The sequence below is a fragment of the Virgisporangium aurantiacum genome (assembly GCF_016863635.1).
Taxonomy (GTDB): domain Bacteria; phylum Actinomycetota; class Actinomycetes; order Mycobacteriales; family Micromonosporaceae; genus Virgisporangium; species Virgisporangium aurantiacum.
Window position 1 is genome coordinate 71,283 of the sequence record NZ_BOPG01000077.1, and the last position, 15,199, is coordinate 86,481.

The 15,199-nt window shown below is 68.6% G+C and carries 13 protein-coding genes and 1 pseudogene; 7 read left to right on the plus strand and 7 right to left on the minus strand.

The genetic code is table 11. The features are described 5' to 3' along the window. Positions 1 to 121: 121 nt before the first annotated feature. From Vau01_RS49280 to Vau01_RS49290, 3 genes are all read right to left on the minus strand, one after another. Positions 122 to 1,873: a DUF1996 domain-containing protein gene (locus Vau01_RS49280; RefSeq protein WP_204007973.1), complete on the minus strand. Its 1,752-nt coding sequence runs from the start codon at positions 1,871 to 1,873 to the stop codon at positions 122 to 124. A 519-nt stretch (positions 1,874 to 2,392) separates the two neighbouring features. Continuing rightward, positions 2,393 to 3,277, minus strand: a complete 885-nt coding sequence (locus tag Vau01_RS49285; RefSeq protein ID WP_204007974.1) for a leucine-rich repeat domain-containing protein — start codon at positions 3,275 to 3,277, stop codon at positions 2,393 to 2,395. Positions 3,278 to 3,754: 477 nt separating this feature from the next. Beyond that, on the minus strand, positions 3,755 to 3,895 hold the full coding sequence (locus tag Vau01_RS49290) for a hypothetical protein (protein ID WP_204007975.1): 141 nt from the start codon (positions 3,893 to 3,895) through the stop codon (positions 3,755 to 3,757). A 46-nt stretch (positions 3,896 to 3,941) separates the two neighbouring features. Between Vau01_RS49290 and Vau01_RS49295 the strand changes: the two genes are divergently transcribed. After that, positions 3,942 to 4,565 carry a hypothetical protein gene (locus Vau01_RS49295; RefSeq protein WP_204007976.1) on the plus strand — a complete coding sequence of 208 codons (624 nt, stop codon included), beginning with the start codon at positions 3,942 to 3,944 and terminating at the stop codon, positions 4,563 to 4,565. 564 nt (positions 4,566 to 5,129) lie between these two features. On the opposite strand, the gene Vau01_RS49300 is transcribed toward Vau01_RS49295, so the two are convergent. Both Vau01_RS49300 and Vau01_RS49305 read right to left on the minus strand, forming a co-directional pair. Then, positions 5,130 to 6,236 carry a PQQ-binding-like beta-propeller repeat protein gene (locus tag Vau01_RS49300; RefSeq protein WP_204007977.1) on the minus strand — a complete coding sequence of 369 codons (1,107 nt, stop codon included), beginning with the start codon at positions 6,234 to 6,236 and terminating at the stop codon, positions 5,130 to 5,132. A 728-nt stretch (positions 6,237 to 6,964) separates the two neighbouring features. Beyond that, the gene (locus tag Vau01_RS49305; RefSeq protein WP_204007978.1) at positions 6,965 to 7,441 is read right to left on the minus strand and encodes a DUF6326 family protein; all 477 of its coding nucleotides are present in this window, start codon (positions 7,439 to 7,441) and stop codon (positions 6,965 to 6,967) included. Between the two features lie 212 nt (positions 7,442 to 7,653). Between Vau01_RS49305 and Vau01_RS65795 the strand changes: the two are divergent. Next, positions 7,654 to 7,827, plus strand: a pseudogene (locus Vau01_RS65795) (hypothetical protein); the annotation flags it as partial. A 28-nt stretch (positions 7,828 to 7,855) separates the two neighbouring features. On the opposite strand, the gene Vau01_RS49310 reads toward Vau01_RS65795, so the two are convergent. Beyond that, positions 7,856 to 8,572: a hypothetical protein gene (locus tag Vau01_RS49310; RefSeq protein WP_204007979.1), complete on the minus strand. Its 717-nt coding sequence runs from the start codon at positions 8,570 to 8,572 to the stop codon at positions 7,856 to 7,858. A 220-nt stretch (positions 8,573 to 8,792) separates the two neighbouring features. Here Vau01_RS49310 and Vau01_RS49315 point away from each other — a divergent pair, with 220 nt between their 5' ends. The 3 genes from Vau01_RS49315 to Vau01_RS49325 all read left to right on the plus strand — a co-directional run bounded on the left by Vau01_RS49315 (position 8,793) and on the right by Vau01_RS49325 (position 11,641). Then, positions 8,793 to 10,022: a sensor histidine kinase gene (locus Vau01_RS49315; RefSeq protein ID WP_239152540.1), complete on the plus strand. Its 1,230-nt coding sequence runs from the start codon at positions 8,793 to 8,795 to the stop codon at positions 10,020 to 10,022. Between the two features lie 115 nt (positions 10,023 to 10,137). Beyond that, a complete protein-coding gene (locus Vau01_RS49320) occupies positions 10,138 to 10,737 on the plus strand; it encodes a response regulator (protein ID WP_239152554.1) in 600 nt (199 codons plus the stop codon). Between the two features lie 412 nt (positions 10,738 to 11,149). Continuing rightward, complete coding sequence (locus Vau01_RS49325) at positions 11,150 to 11,641, plus strand: DUF3592 domain-containing protein (RefSeq protein ID WP_204007983.1); 492 nt, start codon at positions 11,150 to 11,152, stop codon at positions 11,639 to 11,641. A gap of 391 nt (positions 11,642 to 12,032) precedes the next feature. Here the strand turns inward: Vau01_RS49325 and Vau01_RS49330 are convergent, their stop codons facing one another. Further along, complete coding sequence (locus Vau01_RS49330; protein WP_204007984.1) at positions 12,033 to 12,413, minus strand: hypothetical protein; 381 nt, start codon at positions 12,411 to 12,413, stop codon at positions 12,033 to 12,035. Positions 12,414 to 12,978: 565 nt separating this feature from the next. Here Vau01_RS49330 and Vau01_RS49335 point away from each other — a divergent pair. Together Vau01_RS49335 and Vau01_RS49340 are read left to right on the plus strand one after the other, a co-directional pair. Continuing rightward, positions 12,979 to 14,436 carry a tetratricopeptide repeat protein gene (locus tag Vau01_RS49335; protein WP_204007985.1) on the plus strand — a complete coding sequence of 486 codons (1,458 nt, stop codon included), beginning with the start codon at positions 12,979 to 12,981 and terminating at the stop codon, positions 14,434 to 14,436. 190 nt (positions 14,437 to 14,626) lie between these two features. Next, on the plus strand, positions 14,627 to 15,178 hold the full coding sequence (locus tag Vau01_RS49340; protein ID WP_204007986.1) for a DinB family protein: 552 nt from the start codon (positions 14,627 to 14,629) through the stop codon (positions 15,176 to 15,178). Positions 15,179 to 15,199 lie beyond the last annotated feature (21 nt).

The following is a 15,199-nucleotide window of genomic DNA, read 5'->3' on the forward strand; positions in this document are numbered from 1 at the left end:
GGGTCCACCGTCGTAACGGCCATTCAGGACGCCCCCGGTGAGGTACCTGCCGCTGTCGCAGCCGACCGCCGCGGCGGGTGGGTGGCGCCGGTCGGCCACCCACCCGGGCGTCGGAGACTGGCTATTTGCATCGGCCGCCGGAGTTGATGCAGGCGGCGATGCGGGCCATCGTCTCGGTGGAGTTGACGTTGGCGAAGTCGTTGTGGTCGGAGAACGGGTTGTGGTTCTCCTCGGGGAAGGAGTCGAGCTGGTACTGGCCCTTCTTCTGGATGCTGCGCGGAATGTTGTAGGCGATGGTGATGCGTAGTTGCGGCACGGCGACGGTGCCGGTCGGGCAGTCGCCGGTGGCTGCGTCGGCGACCTTGAGGTGGTCGCGGTGGTTGGCGCTGTCGGTGTTCTTGCCGTCCCAGCAACTGGCGAAGTTGTGCACGCGCATCACCTGGCTGCCGGCCGGGCAGATGACGTACTTATCGGACAGCCGATCGGTGAAGCCGCTGCACGTCCAAGTGGCGCGGGCGTTGGCCGGTCCGCGGCTGGTCGGTTTCGCGTCGCCGACGATGGCCTTGAGGAACTTCGGCATAGGCACCACCCGGCTGACGGCGTTGCCGCGGTATTCGATGGTGACGCTGGCCGGCCGGACGATGCCGCCGACGTTGCCGGCAATCTCCAGGTTGGGGCCTTCCACGCCGGGCAGTTCGGACGCGGATGCGGACGCGGCAGGCCCAGAGGAGCCGCCGCTGGGTGTCACGCCGGCGGCGTTGTTCAGCGCGCACTGCGCGAAGGACTCCAGGCCGGTCGGCCGGGCGGCGTTCCGTCCGATCGCGATCGCGATCCGGTCGAGCGTCGCGACCCGCTTGTCCCGGAGCGGTCCGAGGATGGCGTTGCTGACGAAGTTCACTCCGCCCTGGCCCTGGGTGCTGACCAGTCGCTGGTTGGCTTCGGCGATCTGCTTGTCCAGCAGGTCGAGGTTGCGGTTGACCTCGTCGAGCGCCTGCGCCGGAACGCCGGGGAGCTTGTCCCGCACCGTCGGACAGTTGACCGTCGGGGTGACGACCAGAGGCGTGGCGGCCTGGCCACGGGATGTGCGGTGCGTGGTGTGTCCAGCGGCGCCGTCGTAGCTGAGGTCGCAGTCGGCCAGCGACTCCAGGCCGGTGGGTCGGGTACCGTTGCGGCCGATCGCGATCGCGATCCGGTCGAGGGTGGCGATCCGCTTGCTGCGCAGCGGGCCGAGGATCGCGTTGTTGACGAAGTCCGGCCCGCCCTGGCCACGGGTGGCGGCTAGCCGCTGGTTCGCCTCGGTGATCTGCTGGGCCAGGAGAGCCAGGTTCCGGTCCACCTCGGGACGTGCCTGCTGCGGTACCGCGGGAAGCCGGCCGGCGACCGCGGGGCAACTGACCGTCGGCGTCCCGGACAGGTCCGGCACCGCCACGTTGGCTTTTCGGTTGATCCGCACGACGGGCCAGAAGTACGACGACTTGTCGCCGTTCCGGCACGTCGTGTCCGATTCTTCCAGGCTCGCATCCGACGAGTCGGCACTGATGGACACGTTCCCGACGAAGTCATGGACGTGCTGGGCGCCGTTCTTCACGCCGGGCTGCGCGACCGGATTGTCCGGGCTGAACTTCCGGTTGCCGTTGGTGCCGCAGTCCACGGTGAACACGCCAGCCGACCCGGTGGGCTGGACCTGTGGCGCGCGCACGTTCGGCGCGACGTCCTGGATCGACACGAACGACGACCGTGGCGCGGCCTCCGCCGACGCTCGCGCGTTCCAGACGCTGGTCGCCACCCCGGCGCCGGCCACCCCGACCGCGACCAGCACGACCAGTCCCACCCGCAGCTGCCGGGGATTGATGTGTACCACTCCGTAGCTCATTCGCTGTCACCTCGCTGTGGTGTTCCGTGCCGGCCGGGCACGACGGCGGCATCCGGGGATACGCGGAACACACCTCCACAGACGACGACAACGGAGTCCGTCATCGATCTGTAAGAACTTCACCGATCCGTGCGTCCGTAAGGATTTCGTAATACGAGCCGCAACCCAGCGTCCACCGAATGGCGGAGCTCCACGATGGACAACACCTCGAACCCCTGCCACCGGAGTCCCGCCCCCGCAGCATCGTCCCTGCCTGTGCGAGACCGATGGATGCGCCATCACCTCCACCCGGCAGCACAACGGTCTATGGGCCGCGGTGAAGCTTCGTCCGTGTGAATGGGGCCCAGATGTGCGCGACTTTGGGGCCGAGCCCCAGAGGGTGGTGCACGCACGCGTCCTTTGCCATTGAGGTGTGTCCTCGTGCCAGCAATCTCTGTCCGCCGGGTAGAGACGATCGGCCTGTAAGCGGGCAGGTCGAGGCTGACGGAGATGACTTCGACACGGTGATCCGAACGGTGATCAGATCCAGGGCTCCAGGTTCGGCAGGCGGGACAATGCGGCGGGGAGCCCGTCCAGGCGGTTGTGGCGCAGGTCGAGGTGGACCAGGTTGGTCAGATCGCCCATTGACTCCGGCAGCGTGGTCAGGTTGTTGCGGGGCGCGTCGAGATGGGTGAGGTTGGCGAGTTTGCCGATTGACTGCGGCAACGTCGTGAGTTGGTTCAGTTTCAGGTCGAGACGCCGGAGGTTGACCAGACCACCGAAGGACTCGGGCAGTGCGGCGAGTTGGTTGTGGCGGAGGTTCAGCTCGGAGAGTCCGGTCAGCGCGCCGAACGAGTCGGGCAGCGTGGTCAACCTGTTGTCGCGCAGCTCGATTTCGGTCAGGTTCGTCAGGTCGCCGATCGACTCGGGCAGCGTGGTCAGCTCGTTCCGCTGCAGGTCGAGATGGACCAGCCGGGTGAGCCGGCCGACGCCGTCCGGCACCGTCGTCAGGTCGCCCCCGGACACTTCCAGATGGGTGAGCGAACGGAGCTCGCCGATCCAGTCCGGCACGGTACTGATGCTGAGGTAGGCGAGGCCGGGCAGTCCGGCGATCCACTCCGGCAGTCTGCCGAGTGGGTTGAAACGGAGGTCGAGCCTGGTGAGCCGGGTCAGGTTGCCCAGGATGGCAGGCAGCTCGACGAGGTTGTTGTCGAACAGGTCCAGGGAGGTCAGGTTGGTGAGCTCGCCGAGCCAGGCGGGCAGTTCGGTGAGCTCGTTACCGCTCAGGTCCAGCTCGGTGATTCCGGTGAGGCCGGCCATCGAGCTGGGTAACGTCTTTCGGCGCAAGCCGGACAGGTCCAGCTCGGTAGCGCCGGACGCTCGGGCCGCCTCGATCCGGGCACTCATCGACCTGCTCTGACCCATAGATTTCCTCCTCGATCAACTGCCGTCGTGGAGACCGGCGGTCAGCTCCACGGCGCGGGTTCTTGGGTCCTGATTACTGGAGGCGCGAGTGGCAGACGAGTTCCCGGCGTACGTGGTCCTACGCTCGGCGTTCGGCACGATCAGCACGTGACCGTGGTTCCTCGGCCACCGCCGCGGCGAGATAAACGCGATGGCCAACTCGTCGCGCCTCACGACGTCGTCCTATTTCCGGCGTTCGTCTTCGCCGCCCGCCACCAGCCAGGAGAACGGGCACACATAGTCAGCCGGCGCGTGGTAGAACATGACACCCACCCCTTATGACCGGCGGTGAATAGAAAGCCGAGCGGCCACGGTAGCTTCCAGACCCGACCGGGGTCGAACCGGCTGAGTCCACCCACTGGGTCCCGAAGTGACGAACACACGATCCTGCCGCCGACCGGTGGGACCCGCGCTCACCAACAAAAAGGGGTCCCATTCTTACCGACGCAGCCAGCGGTGGTCGTCGTGCTGCACGACCTCGGCCTGGCCGCCGCGTACGCTGACCGCGCCTACGTCGTGGCCGACGGCCGGATCCGCGGCGCCGGCCCACCGGCCGAGGTACTGCCCCCGCCCGCGCACCGGAACACCCCTGGTCCTCCCAGGGCTGCTGACCGACCATTGAGGCATGTGGTTCCTCATCGGGGCCGTCGGGATCGGAGCGTCAATCACCAGCGGCCAGGCGCTCGGCGGCCTGTGGCGCTGGCTGATCCTGCGCCGCCTGCCGGTCGTCACTCCCGCCGAGTTCGCCGCGGCCGAGCCGGGCACGGCCGTGATCCTGACCGGCGAGACCGCCACCGACCCGTACCGGCAGTCCCATCAGGTGCTGCTCTACCACTACACCGGCGAGGGCACCTCGGAGACCGTGACGGAGTACCCCGCCCACGGCGACTCCCGCCTGCACGGCGACGACGGAGCCGCGGTCGACGTCGACCTCGCGATTCGCCGCAAGGTGCTCTTCCCCGGCCGGCCGGCGATCCTGACCGTCAGCGACGGCCCGCGAGAGGACAACCCGCAGCGGGGCAGCACCGAGCTCTTCTTCCGGGACCTCGTCACACCGGCCGACCACCCCGCCCTCGCGGTCGGTCGGGTCAGCGCCGGGCGGGACCGGCTCGAGCAGTACGCCCCGCAGAGCGGCAGCGCCATCGGCGACCTCGCGACGCTGGGCCGCCGAGACCGCATCAGGTCCGCCTGGCTCGGCGCCGGCGCGCTGCTGCTGGCCGGTGTGCTCATCCTGCTGATCAGGCTGTGACCCCCCGGATGCGGCTACCGCAGACCGATGATCGTGCAGCCGCGACCTCCGCCAAAGGTCCTGGGGAACTGGCATTGCCCTGCGTTGACCTGTGATGAGTCGCCGCAGTTGAGTGCGCGGGCTATGCGACGTCGCCTACGCAGTGGAGTCAGCACTGGCGGGCGCCGACGGCCATTTGGTCAACCCGAGTGCGGACAGATCCGCTCTGGCTCACCTGCCGGGCGTGAGAATCGCGGGGTGGCTATGGCGGTGGAGATCGCCCAGCGTACCGATCGGTGGGCACGCTTCGCCGCGGTCGCCGTTGAGGCAGAGACTGACGGCAGCTGATCGGGTGGTCGCGGTGGAGTCGTCGGCTGACGATGGCGTCGGCGTGCGGCGGGAAAGCCGTCTGCGGCGCTTGGGCGGCGGTACGGGCGATGCCGGCCCGCGACCATGGCCCGCGACAATGCCTGCGGCTGACGGTGGCCGAAGCCTGTTCCTGTCCGCCGGCGACCCGAACGGCCCGGCGTACTCGTGGATCGGCGGTGCCACCCGGGGGGACCGGTGACACCGCCGACGTCCCGGTTACTTTCCTGTGGTGCGGGTGGACCAGAGAGCTTTGTTCGCTGTGTCGTAGACGACCACGTTGCCGTCGTCCTGCACGAGCACGAACGACGCCCCGGTGCCGTCCGTGCCGGAGGCGAATACCGCCTTGTTGTCGGGGTCCTGGACGACGAAGTTCCCGTCGTGCTGCATGACCGCGCGGGCACCGGTGCTACGGGCCGTGTTGCTCGACCAGATCGGCCCGCGCTGCGTGTGCACGAGTACCAGGTTGCCGTCGGTCTGCTGCTGCAGCCTGTACTGGCCGTTGCGCGACACTCTGGACTGGCCCGGCCGCATCGTCTGGCCCTTGGTGAGCTGGGAGATACCGTTCGTGGTGGTGCCCCAGATGCCCTTGTTGTCGGCGCTGCGGATCACGGCGTTGCCGTCGGTCTGCATCATGAAGATCGAGCCGGGGCTCTTCGTGCCGCTGACCCAGATCGGCTTCTCGTCCTTGCTGTACACCACGAGGTTGCCGTCGCCACCCATGATCGTGTAGGCGCCGGGGTTGCCGTGGGTCTGCGACGACCACAGGGGCTTCTTGGGCGACATCTGCTCGACCACGAGGTTTCCGTCGAGCTGCTGCGACAGCCGGTACGCGCCGTCAGCCGAGGTGCGCGTCTGGCCCCCGTGCAGTGCCTGGTCGGGGTAGATCTTCATCGATTGCACCTTGGAGGCCCAGATGCCCTTGCCGGCGCTGTCGTAGATCACCACGTTGCCGTCGTTCTGCACGGCAAGCAGCGTGCCGCGGTTCTTGCCCGTGGCCGTGTAGAAGGTCGGTTTGTCGTTGGCCGCGCGCACGACCAGGTTCCCGTCGGCCTGGAACTCGGCCCGCCCGCCGGGGTTGTCCGCGGTCTGGGTGGACCACACGGGCTTGCCCGAATCGAGGAGCACCAGATTGCCGTCGGCCTGCATTACCAACTTGTGCTGACCGTTCGGGGAGGTCAACGCCTGACCGACAACGAACCTTGTACCAGGCGTGACCTTCGACGTCACGCTTGCGGCCGGCTGGCTGAGCGCCTCCTCCTTCGGCGTCTCCTCCACGGCGGGTGCCTGCCCGGCGGCAGCGGCCCCCGGCCCGTTGTCGGACACGTTCTTCACCTGCGTCCTATTGGCCTCCGGACGCAGTCCGTCACCCGAGACCGCGAACGCCACCCCACCCGCGGAGGCGATGACCGCTGCGGCACCGGCTGTAATCAATATCCTCGTTCGTGCCTTCAACTTCCGCTCCCCGCACATTCGATCGGTTCCCGGCCGCCGAGACTACGCAGAGCCACTGTCATTCCGCTGTCGTCGTGACCACGCCGCCGCTCCCGATGCCGCAGCGTGGGACGGTCTCCGCCACCGCGTCCTCCACGAATTCCCCGACGTGAATACCGGCAGCACGTCGGGGTCGGTCAGGTGGCGGCGGCGCTGCCTCGGCGGCGAGGAACGCCGGATCGGCCAGGTAGTGGGGGCAATACAGCCGTCGTTACTGCGGCCGGGCCGCAGCTCGAGCCTGGTTCGACGCTGTACGGCAGTGCGACGCAAGCCGCCGGACCGCTTCACATCTGAGAATCTGCGGATCATGCTCGGGCGAATGGCGGTCCTCAAGCAGCCGTCGTCCACGTGGGTCAACCTGTAGGGCGAACGTCAGCGTCTCACCGCGACCATCGCCACAGTCGACCTTGACCGCGCCGACCTGCTGCCGGCTCGCGTCAGATGAGGATGTGTCGTTGGGTTCGAGGATCGGGCGGCCTCGGTAGGGGAAGCGCGCGAACGCCAGGCTTTCCGATCAGTTCCGCGGCGGCGGCTTCACGCCGTAAGACTTACACGGATACCTACTGTCGACGGTCGGTCGTCGCGGTACCGGCTGGGACGGCGGGGGTTCGAGGCCATTTCCAGGCGGAGCGCAGGATGAAGGCCAGGAGCAGCACCTCGATTCCGATGGAGAGGCCGTAGAAGAAGGCCCACTCCCAGCTCGCCCCTGCCGCGTTGACCACCGAGTAGGGGATGTAGAGCAATGCAACGACGAGGTTCGTGGTGCGGTTCACCCGGGCGGGCAGCGTCATGGAGAGCATCACCATCAGGGCCGGGATCGCCACGGACGCGAGCATCATGGTCAACAACGTCGGGCTGATGTCGAACTCAAAGACGACGCCAGCCAGGATGTTGTCGATGACGCCGGGCTTGTAGAGGTGGAAGTGGTCGACGTAGATGTAGAGGAACATGAAGCTGGTCCATGCGGCGGCGAGCTTGGCCTGCACGGGGATCGGCGGGTTGTCGAGCAGGCTCGGGGTGTTCGTTCGGATGGTCATCGGTGCTTCCTTCGAGAGGAGCGGTCCGTCCGCCGGAGTGGCGGCAGATCTGGGCGCGCATATACGCACGGGTTGGGTCGTTCTCGTCGGTCCGGTCGTCAGACGGTGACGACGAAGGCTTCAGCTGCTGACGGGTGAACCCGGACAGCACGCGCGCTGTGACGATCCGACCGAGGGGCCCGAGCCAGCGGCCGCCGCGTCCGCTGTTGGGGATGAGGGTGCCGCCTGGGCGATCAACTTCGCGGTCGCCGAGCGGCAGGTCCGCAAGCGGCCCCGCCGTGATACCCCCGGCGGCGCCGGTCCAGCCTGACCATGCACCACGAGAACGACGGCACCACACGCTACGCAGCCCAGGACTCGACCAGGCGGCCCTCCACGGAGTCCTCGCCCGCGTGCGCGACCTCGGCGCCGCCCTCATCTCGGTCGCGACCGGACGAGGCGCACGCCGGTCGCGAGCAGCCAGACGAGCCCGGCGGCGAACCCTAGGAGCCCGACGAAGAGCAGCGGGGAGCCGTCGGCGATCGCGAGGTTGCCGAGCCCCGCGGCGAGCAGCAGGCTCCCGCCCACCAGGCCCAGCAGGCGCTGCCAAGCCGGAGTCAGCCCGCTCGCGTGCGCGGCGAGGGCCGCGCCGATGAAGGTGGTGCCGAGCGTCGGCAGCGCCAGCGCGAACGCCGCCGCGTGAACCTGCCAGACGAGCTCGAACTCGGGCGTCGGCTCGGCGAGCCCGCCGGCGGAGAGCGCGAGCCCGATCTGCAGGACGTTGACAAGCACGAAGATGGCCGACAGCGTCGCGCCAGCGGCCAAGGCGAGGCGCGACCAGTCGGCGCCCGCTCCGCCGCGCCGCTCCACGAGGCCGTGCAGGCCCGTCACGAACACGAGCAGCAGCGGCAGATACAGGGCCACCAGACCGGACGCGATCGCGACCGCGTCGCGGTTGGCCGCGTAGTACGCCAGCACTTCCTCGATCGGAGCGTCGAAGCTCGGCGCGCCCGTTACCGCGAGCACCGCGTTCTCTATCACCACCGACACCACGAACGCGATTGCCGCGGCGCCGACGATCCGGCCTCGAACGAACCAACTGCGGGCTAGCGTGGTGGCGGTGTTCGGCGTGTTCGTTCGGATGTCGCTCATCGTTTCTCACTTCCTTTCCGCGCCATTCGTTGGCGCAGGAATGGTCGGAATGCCGTTTCGGAGGTTTGTTGGGCTGTCCGTTGGTTATGTGGAACAGATTGCTGGAGCGGCCGCATGCGCCGCTACGAGCCGAGGTCGATGGCGGCGGGCCGAAGGTCTACACCTCGGGTTCGACTTTGGTCGGATGCCGTGGGGCCCGACCCGGCCGTACGCTTTGATCATGATGGCCCCGGCGGACCCGCAGGATCGGAGCCCGCTACCGGCGGGCGTGATCAGCGATGCTGACCACGATCCGGTACGCCCGGCCGGGCGCAGGGTCCGCGACCGGGTGGTCGACGCCGCATGTTTCCTGCTGGCCGTTGGCGTGGTGGTGCTGACCCTGGTCGACAGCCGCGCGCAGCACATCGCGCCGGTCCCGCTCACCGTCGACCTCGTCCTCGGCGGCCTGTGCAGTCTGGGGGTGTGGCTGCGCCGGCGCTGGCCGGTCGGCCTCGCCGTGGTCGTGGGTCTGGTCAGCGTCTACGCGACGTCCGCCGCGGGCGCGGCGCTCATCGCGCTGTGCACCGTCGCGGTGCACCGGCGGTTCGCGGTGGTCGCCCGGATCGCGGCCGGGTACGCGCTCGTACCGTTCCTCACGCTGCTGGTCCGCCCGGACGTCCCGGTCGGACCCTGGTCGCAGATCGTGCTGGGCGTCGTCTTCGCGTTCGCGGTGCTCGCCTGGGGCATGTTCGTGCGGGCCCGGCGCCAGTCGCTGCGCGAACGGGCCAGGCGGGTCGAGGCCGAACAGGAGCTGCGGGTCACCGAGGCCCGCCAGGGCGAACGCAACCGGATCGCCCGGGAGATGCACGACGTGCTCGCCCACCGCCTGTCCCTGCTGAGCCTGCACGCCGGGGCGCTGGAGCTACGCCCCGACGCCGCGCCCGACGAGGTTGCCCGCGCCGCCGGGGTGGTCCGCGACAGCGCCTACCAGGCGCTGGAGGACCTTCGGGAGGTGATCGGCGTCCTCCGCGCCGGTGTCGACCGGTCCGACGAGACGCCGGAACGGCCGCAGCCCACCCTGGCCGCCCTCCCCGACCTCGTCGACCAGTCGCGGCGCGCCGGGATGACGGTGCGGCTCGACTGCCAGACCGATGCGCTTGCCGCTGTGCCGGCTGGTGTGGGGCGCAGCGCGTACCGGATCGTGCAGGAAGGGCTGACCAACGCCCGCAAGTACGCCCCCGACGCCGAGGTGGCCGTCACCGTCCGGGCGACCCCGGGCGACGGCGTAACCGTCGAGATCCGCAACCCGTGCCCGATGGGCACCGGCGGTGGTACCGCAATTCCCGGCGCCGGCATCGGCCTCATCGGGCTCACCGAACGGGCCGCCCTCGCCGGCGGACGCCTCGAACACGGACCCACCCCGGCCGGTGAGTTCCGGCTCTGGGTCTGGCTACCGTGGCCTACCCTCTGATCGCAGCCAGGGTCGGTCCGTGGCCCGGCTGGGCAGAGAGAAGGAGCCCAACGTGAACGCAGCGGTGCGGGTCCTCGTCGTCGACGACGACCCGCTCGTGCGGGCCGGCCTGGCGATGGTCATCGGCGGCTCACCCGACCTGACCGTGGTGGGCGAGGCCGGCGACGGAAGCGAAGTAGCCGCCGCCGTCGACGCCTACGCCCCGGACGTGGTGCTGATGGACATCCGCATGCCCACCCTCGACGGCCTCGCCGCCACCGAACAGCTGCGCGCCCGACCCGACCCACCCGAGGTCATCGTCCTGACCACCTTCGACGCCGACGAGCACGTCCTGCGCGCGCTGCGCGCCGGGGCCAGCGGCTTCCTGCTCAAACACACCCCACCCGCCGAGATCCTGCGCGCGATATCTCGGGTCGCGGCCGGCGAACCCATCCTGTCGCCGACCGTGACCCGACAGCTCATCGCCCACCTCAGCGACACCGGCGCCGCCGCCCGGCAACGGCACGCCACCACCGCGCTGGATCAGCTCAGCGGACGCGAACGCGAGGTCGCCATCGCCGTCGGGCGGGGCAAGTCCAACGCCGAGATCGCGGGCGAGCTGTTCATGAGCGTGGCCACCGTGAAAGCCCACATCTCCCGCATACTCACCAAACTCAATCTCAACAACCGTACCCAGGTCGCCCTACTCGCCCACGACGCCGGCCTCACCAGCTGACACCGGAAGCCTTCTGGCCCCCGCCCGCACCCGGCGTGGGCGGGCGAGCGGACCCGCTGGCCGGCGAGCCGGCCAACCCCTCACCGCCAGACAGCTCAGGCGGGGGCCATCGACCACTTGCTATTGCCCAACTTCCGCACATCGGCCATGAGTGCGCGTCGCCTGCTTGGCGGCACCCACTGCGCCACGTCGCCGATTCGATCATGCTGGGCAAACTTGACTTTCACGGCGGGGCCGGTTTGTGGTCTATCACGGCTACCGATCCTGAACGATCGGGTGTGCCCGGTTTGTCGGACCAGCGTTGTCGCCGTCTCGGTCGTGCCTCCGCCCGGCAGGCCGGGGGACGTTTCGTTCTACCGCAACCTGGCAAACCTCACTTTCGGGATCAAGGTCAGCCAATGAGGCGGGGGCGATGGAGGACAAGGCGAAACCACAGAGGAAGAGCGAGTCCGGCCGCTCCGCGTACCTGAAGATCTGGTGGATGCGCTTCTTGCTGCCTCCGATCGCGCTGATCGCGTGGTGGTACTTCGCAGCTACCGTGGTATCGGCATACCACCTCGCGAAGGAGGGCGTTGTCGTCTCCGGCGAGGTCACCGAGACCGAAACGGGCCGCCGTACGGACTACATGACCCTCCGATTCACCACGTCCGATGGCAGGCAGGTCGAGGCGACGGTGGCGGCGCCGAAGAGCTGCGGTATGAGTCGGGCCGGCGACACTATCAAGGTCCGGTACCTGCCCTCGGATCCGCACGTGGCCCAGGACGCCTGTGACTCGGCGCGTTACCGCTTGTCATGGGTAGCATTTCTGGTGGCGGCCGTGATGTCCGCTGTCAGTGCGCAGGTGTGGCGTCTGTGGCTGCGGCACCGGAAGTCCGGCCGCCTACCGACGGAATATCAGATCTGACCTGAACGCGACCGAGGCGGTCTCAACCAGGCCCGGGAGTCGGCTCCGGTTGTGCCATATCGGCTCGGCCACGATGCCTTCCTAACGCCCGCGCACTCACATCGGCATGTTGGCGCAGCAGAGCAGCGCCGCGTGGCCGAAGCGGCCGATGTCGATGTGCTTCAGACGGCTGGCGCCGGGTCGGCGCTCGGGCACCCTCGAACGCCGCCGAGCGACCGGTAGTGGACGGCCACGATCAAGCACAGCCGAAGAGCCGGACGCCATCCTTGCGGGCCAATGGCTGTCCGGCTCCTTCACAGATCCTGCGGTGCCGCCCAGCGCTGCCCTCCTCCTTCAGAGGGTCTGAGGTACAGCCTCAATGCGGGGAGTTCGTCCAAGGATCGGTGGTCGTTCAGCCGCGGACGGTTTCGGCGGTAAGCAGGTCGGGCCGGAAGCCGAGTTCGACGATGATCTCTTCGGCCTGAGCGATCGTGATCGGCTCACCGTAGTCCGAGCCCAGCCACACGTTTCGAACCGGCGCCTCGCTGTCGCGCCACACACCGGTTCGCAAGTCGAGGTGGCTGCCCGCGTAGATTCGAGGAGCCTCGTTGTCGTAACGGAACAGCGTTCCCACGCGGTCACCCTCGGACCGCGAGTAGAAGCCGTTCCCGTGGCCGGCTATGTCGAATTCCACGATGACCGGCCGCACCGGGACCTCGTCGCCTGGGAAGAAGGTCGCCCAGAACAGATACCGATGCCTCACCCGGTCACGCAGAATCAGACGGCGGACCACGCCGGCCATCGTAGTGTGGAGGCCTACCGTTCCCGTGGCGCCGACCGAAAGACGATCCCCGCCCTCACACTCCGTAGCGCACGACCAGCGGCTAAATGAGGGCGGTGAAGTGATCAGAACGGAGGGCTCGGATCCCATCCCTCCGCTGTTGAGCGAGTCTCTGCGCTGATCGCGGGGCCAGCCAGCTCAGCGAGGGCTGCAGGATCCTCGTCCCGTCCGAGGATGCGTTTGGCGTGGGCGTGGTGGCCGCGGTCGGGATCGTTGGCCAGGACTTCCTCAGGCAAGGCCGGAGTGCGGGACAGTGGCTGGCGAGCTCCGGTGCGTCGAGGACGTGGGCTGCCGCGATGATTGCGGACCTGCGAACGCAAGTTGCTGCCCGATCGGGTCGGATCCGACAGCAGCCCGGCGACCCGGCCCTTGTCGAGGCCGTGGGAGTGAACCTGCGCGTCGGGCGGCTCCAGCGCATGCGGCCCGATCGTGTCCATGAGCAGGTGGCCCGGCAGCTGCACGGCGAGCTGCCGTACCTGGCCATTGCGAGCGACGGGCGTCGCTAAGATCTAGGACCGTGACGAGTCCGATCGAGGCGGCCATGCAGCTGTGGCGGCAGCGCCGCGTCGTCGAGGCCGAGCAGTTGCTGGTGCGCGAGCTGCAGGCAGTCATGGCGAAGCACGGCCGCGGCAGCGCGCGGTGGGCGGCGGCGCTGTCCGATCTGGGGAACCTGCTGATGAACTCCGATCAGCTCGATCGCGCTATCGACTGTTTTCGCAACGCCGCCGACGCGACGAAGGCGTCCGACGACACCCGCAAGGATCACCTGACCTACCGCCTCAATCTCGGCACCGCGCTGCAGATGGCCGGCCGCCTCGATGAGGCCGAAGCCGTGTTCCGGCAGGGTGTTCAGGGCCGGTTGGCGTTCTACGGCCGTGACCATGCCGGCTACGCGTTCGGTCTCGAACCGCTGGCCGAACTCCTGCTGCAGCGCGGCAACGCCCGCGAGGCCCGGCCGGTCGTCGAAGACGTGGTCGAGAACTTCCGGCGCAACTCCCACGAGCGGATCGCCCCGGCCGTGGCACTGCGAGCGGAGATCGTTGCGGCGGAAGGATCCGACGACGCCCTGTTCCCGCATGTCGATCAGCTGTCCGACGACCTGGTCGAGGAGCTCGTGAGTTCGGTGATCAGCCGGCTCGGCGTGGGCGATCCGGCACCATCGAAGGCCGTCCTGCGCGGCCTGATCGCGATGCTGGAGGGCCGTTTCGGCCCAGATCACCAGGCGACGCTCAACGCACTGTCCGCGCAGGCGAACTTTGGCGGCGACCTCGGTGATCACACGGAGCGGATCGAAGCGATCCAACGCGTCCTCGACTCCTACGATCGGCAGGGCCGCTCGGAGGATGCCATGATGGCCGCCCTGGGGCTGGCGATGGCGCACAACGACTCCGGTGATCCGGACGCGGCCCTGCGCACCTACGGATCTGCGTACACGCGCGCCGACAGCACCGGCCGGCCCGAGTTGCGAAGCCAGGTGCTGCGCAACTGGGGCATCGTGCTGCACGTCGTCGGCCAGCCGGGCCCGGCCGAGCAGCGGCTCATCGAGGCGGTGACGCAGGCCCGGCAGAGTACCGACCGCGACACCCTCGGCTGTGCGCAGATCGCCCTCGGCGTGTTCCTGCAACACGAAAACCGGCTCGCCGACGCACGGCCGGTGATCGAGGAAGGCCTGTCCGTCCTCGATCCGGTACACCCCGAGGCGATCATCGGTCGCAGCCACCTGTCCGCCGTCATCGACGGCCACACGTGCGGGTGCGGCCACCTGAGCATCACCATCGAGGACGCATTCCGCGAGTTCGTCCTCACCAAGCTCCCCCCGGACCTCCTGGCCGACCTCTCCGTCACTCTCGAGGACGACGATTTCAACGTCGACGCCCACCTGAGCCGCGAGCCGACGGAGGAGGAACTGGAACGCCTGAACGGCGTGATGCAGTCCGCGCACGCCGAGTTCCGCCGGCGCATCTCCCCCCGCTGATCACCGACCCGAGAGAGACAAGGATGGCGACGTATCCCGATTGGCAGAGTGCTCATCCCAACCCGGTGTCGGCCACCACACAGCAGTCCACGTGGGACTCGTTGACTCGAAGTCGTACCGACACCTCCGTCGGCGGCCGTCCGAAAAGGACGCCACTGTTGCCTGCGGGGTGCCACTTCAAGGCGACGGCGTGATCCGGCGTGCTCATCAATCGATGGTCTCGCAGGGCTGGAGCGACCAACCACGCCACCACGCTCGTGTCGACGACAACAAGCCGCTACGCTCAGCCGACATGACTCCCGAGGTCGAACAGCTCCGCGCGGCGCTTGACGGGCTGCGGGCCGGTGTCCTGAAGAAGCTGGCCGGCCTCGGCGAGAGCGACGCCCGGCGTAGTACGGTCGGCTCCGGCACCAACGTGGCCGGGCTGGTTCAGCACCTCACCTACGTCGAATCGCTGTGGTTCGAGGAGATCACCGCCGGCCGGAAGGCCACCCGAGGCCAGCGGTCGATGCAGATCGATCCTGCGGTCTCAGTTCGGACCCTCCGGGCCGAGTACCGTGCCGCCTGCGATACCAGCAACGAGATCATCGCTGCGATCGGCGATGCGGACGCCCCGGTGACCCGCAACGGGACGACCCGAAACTTTCGATGGGTGATGCTCGCCGTCATCGGCGAGACCTCCCGCCACGCCGGGCACGCCGACATCATCCGTGAGCAGATCGACGGCCAGACCGGACGTTGAACCGCTCGCCGGCCCAGCAAC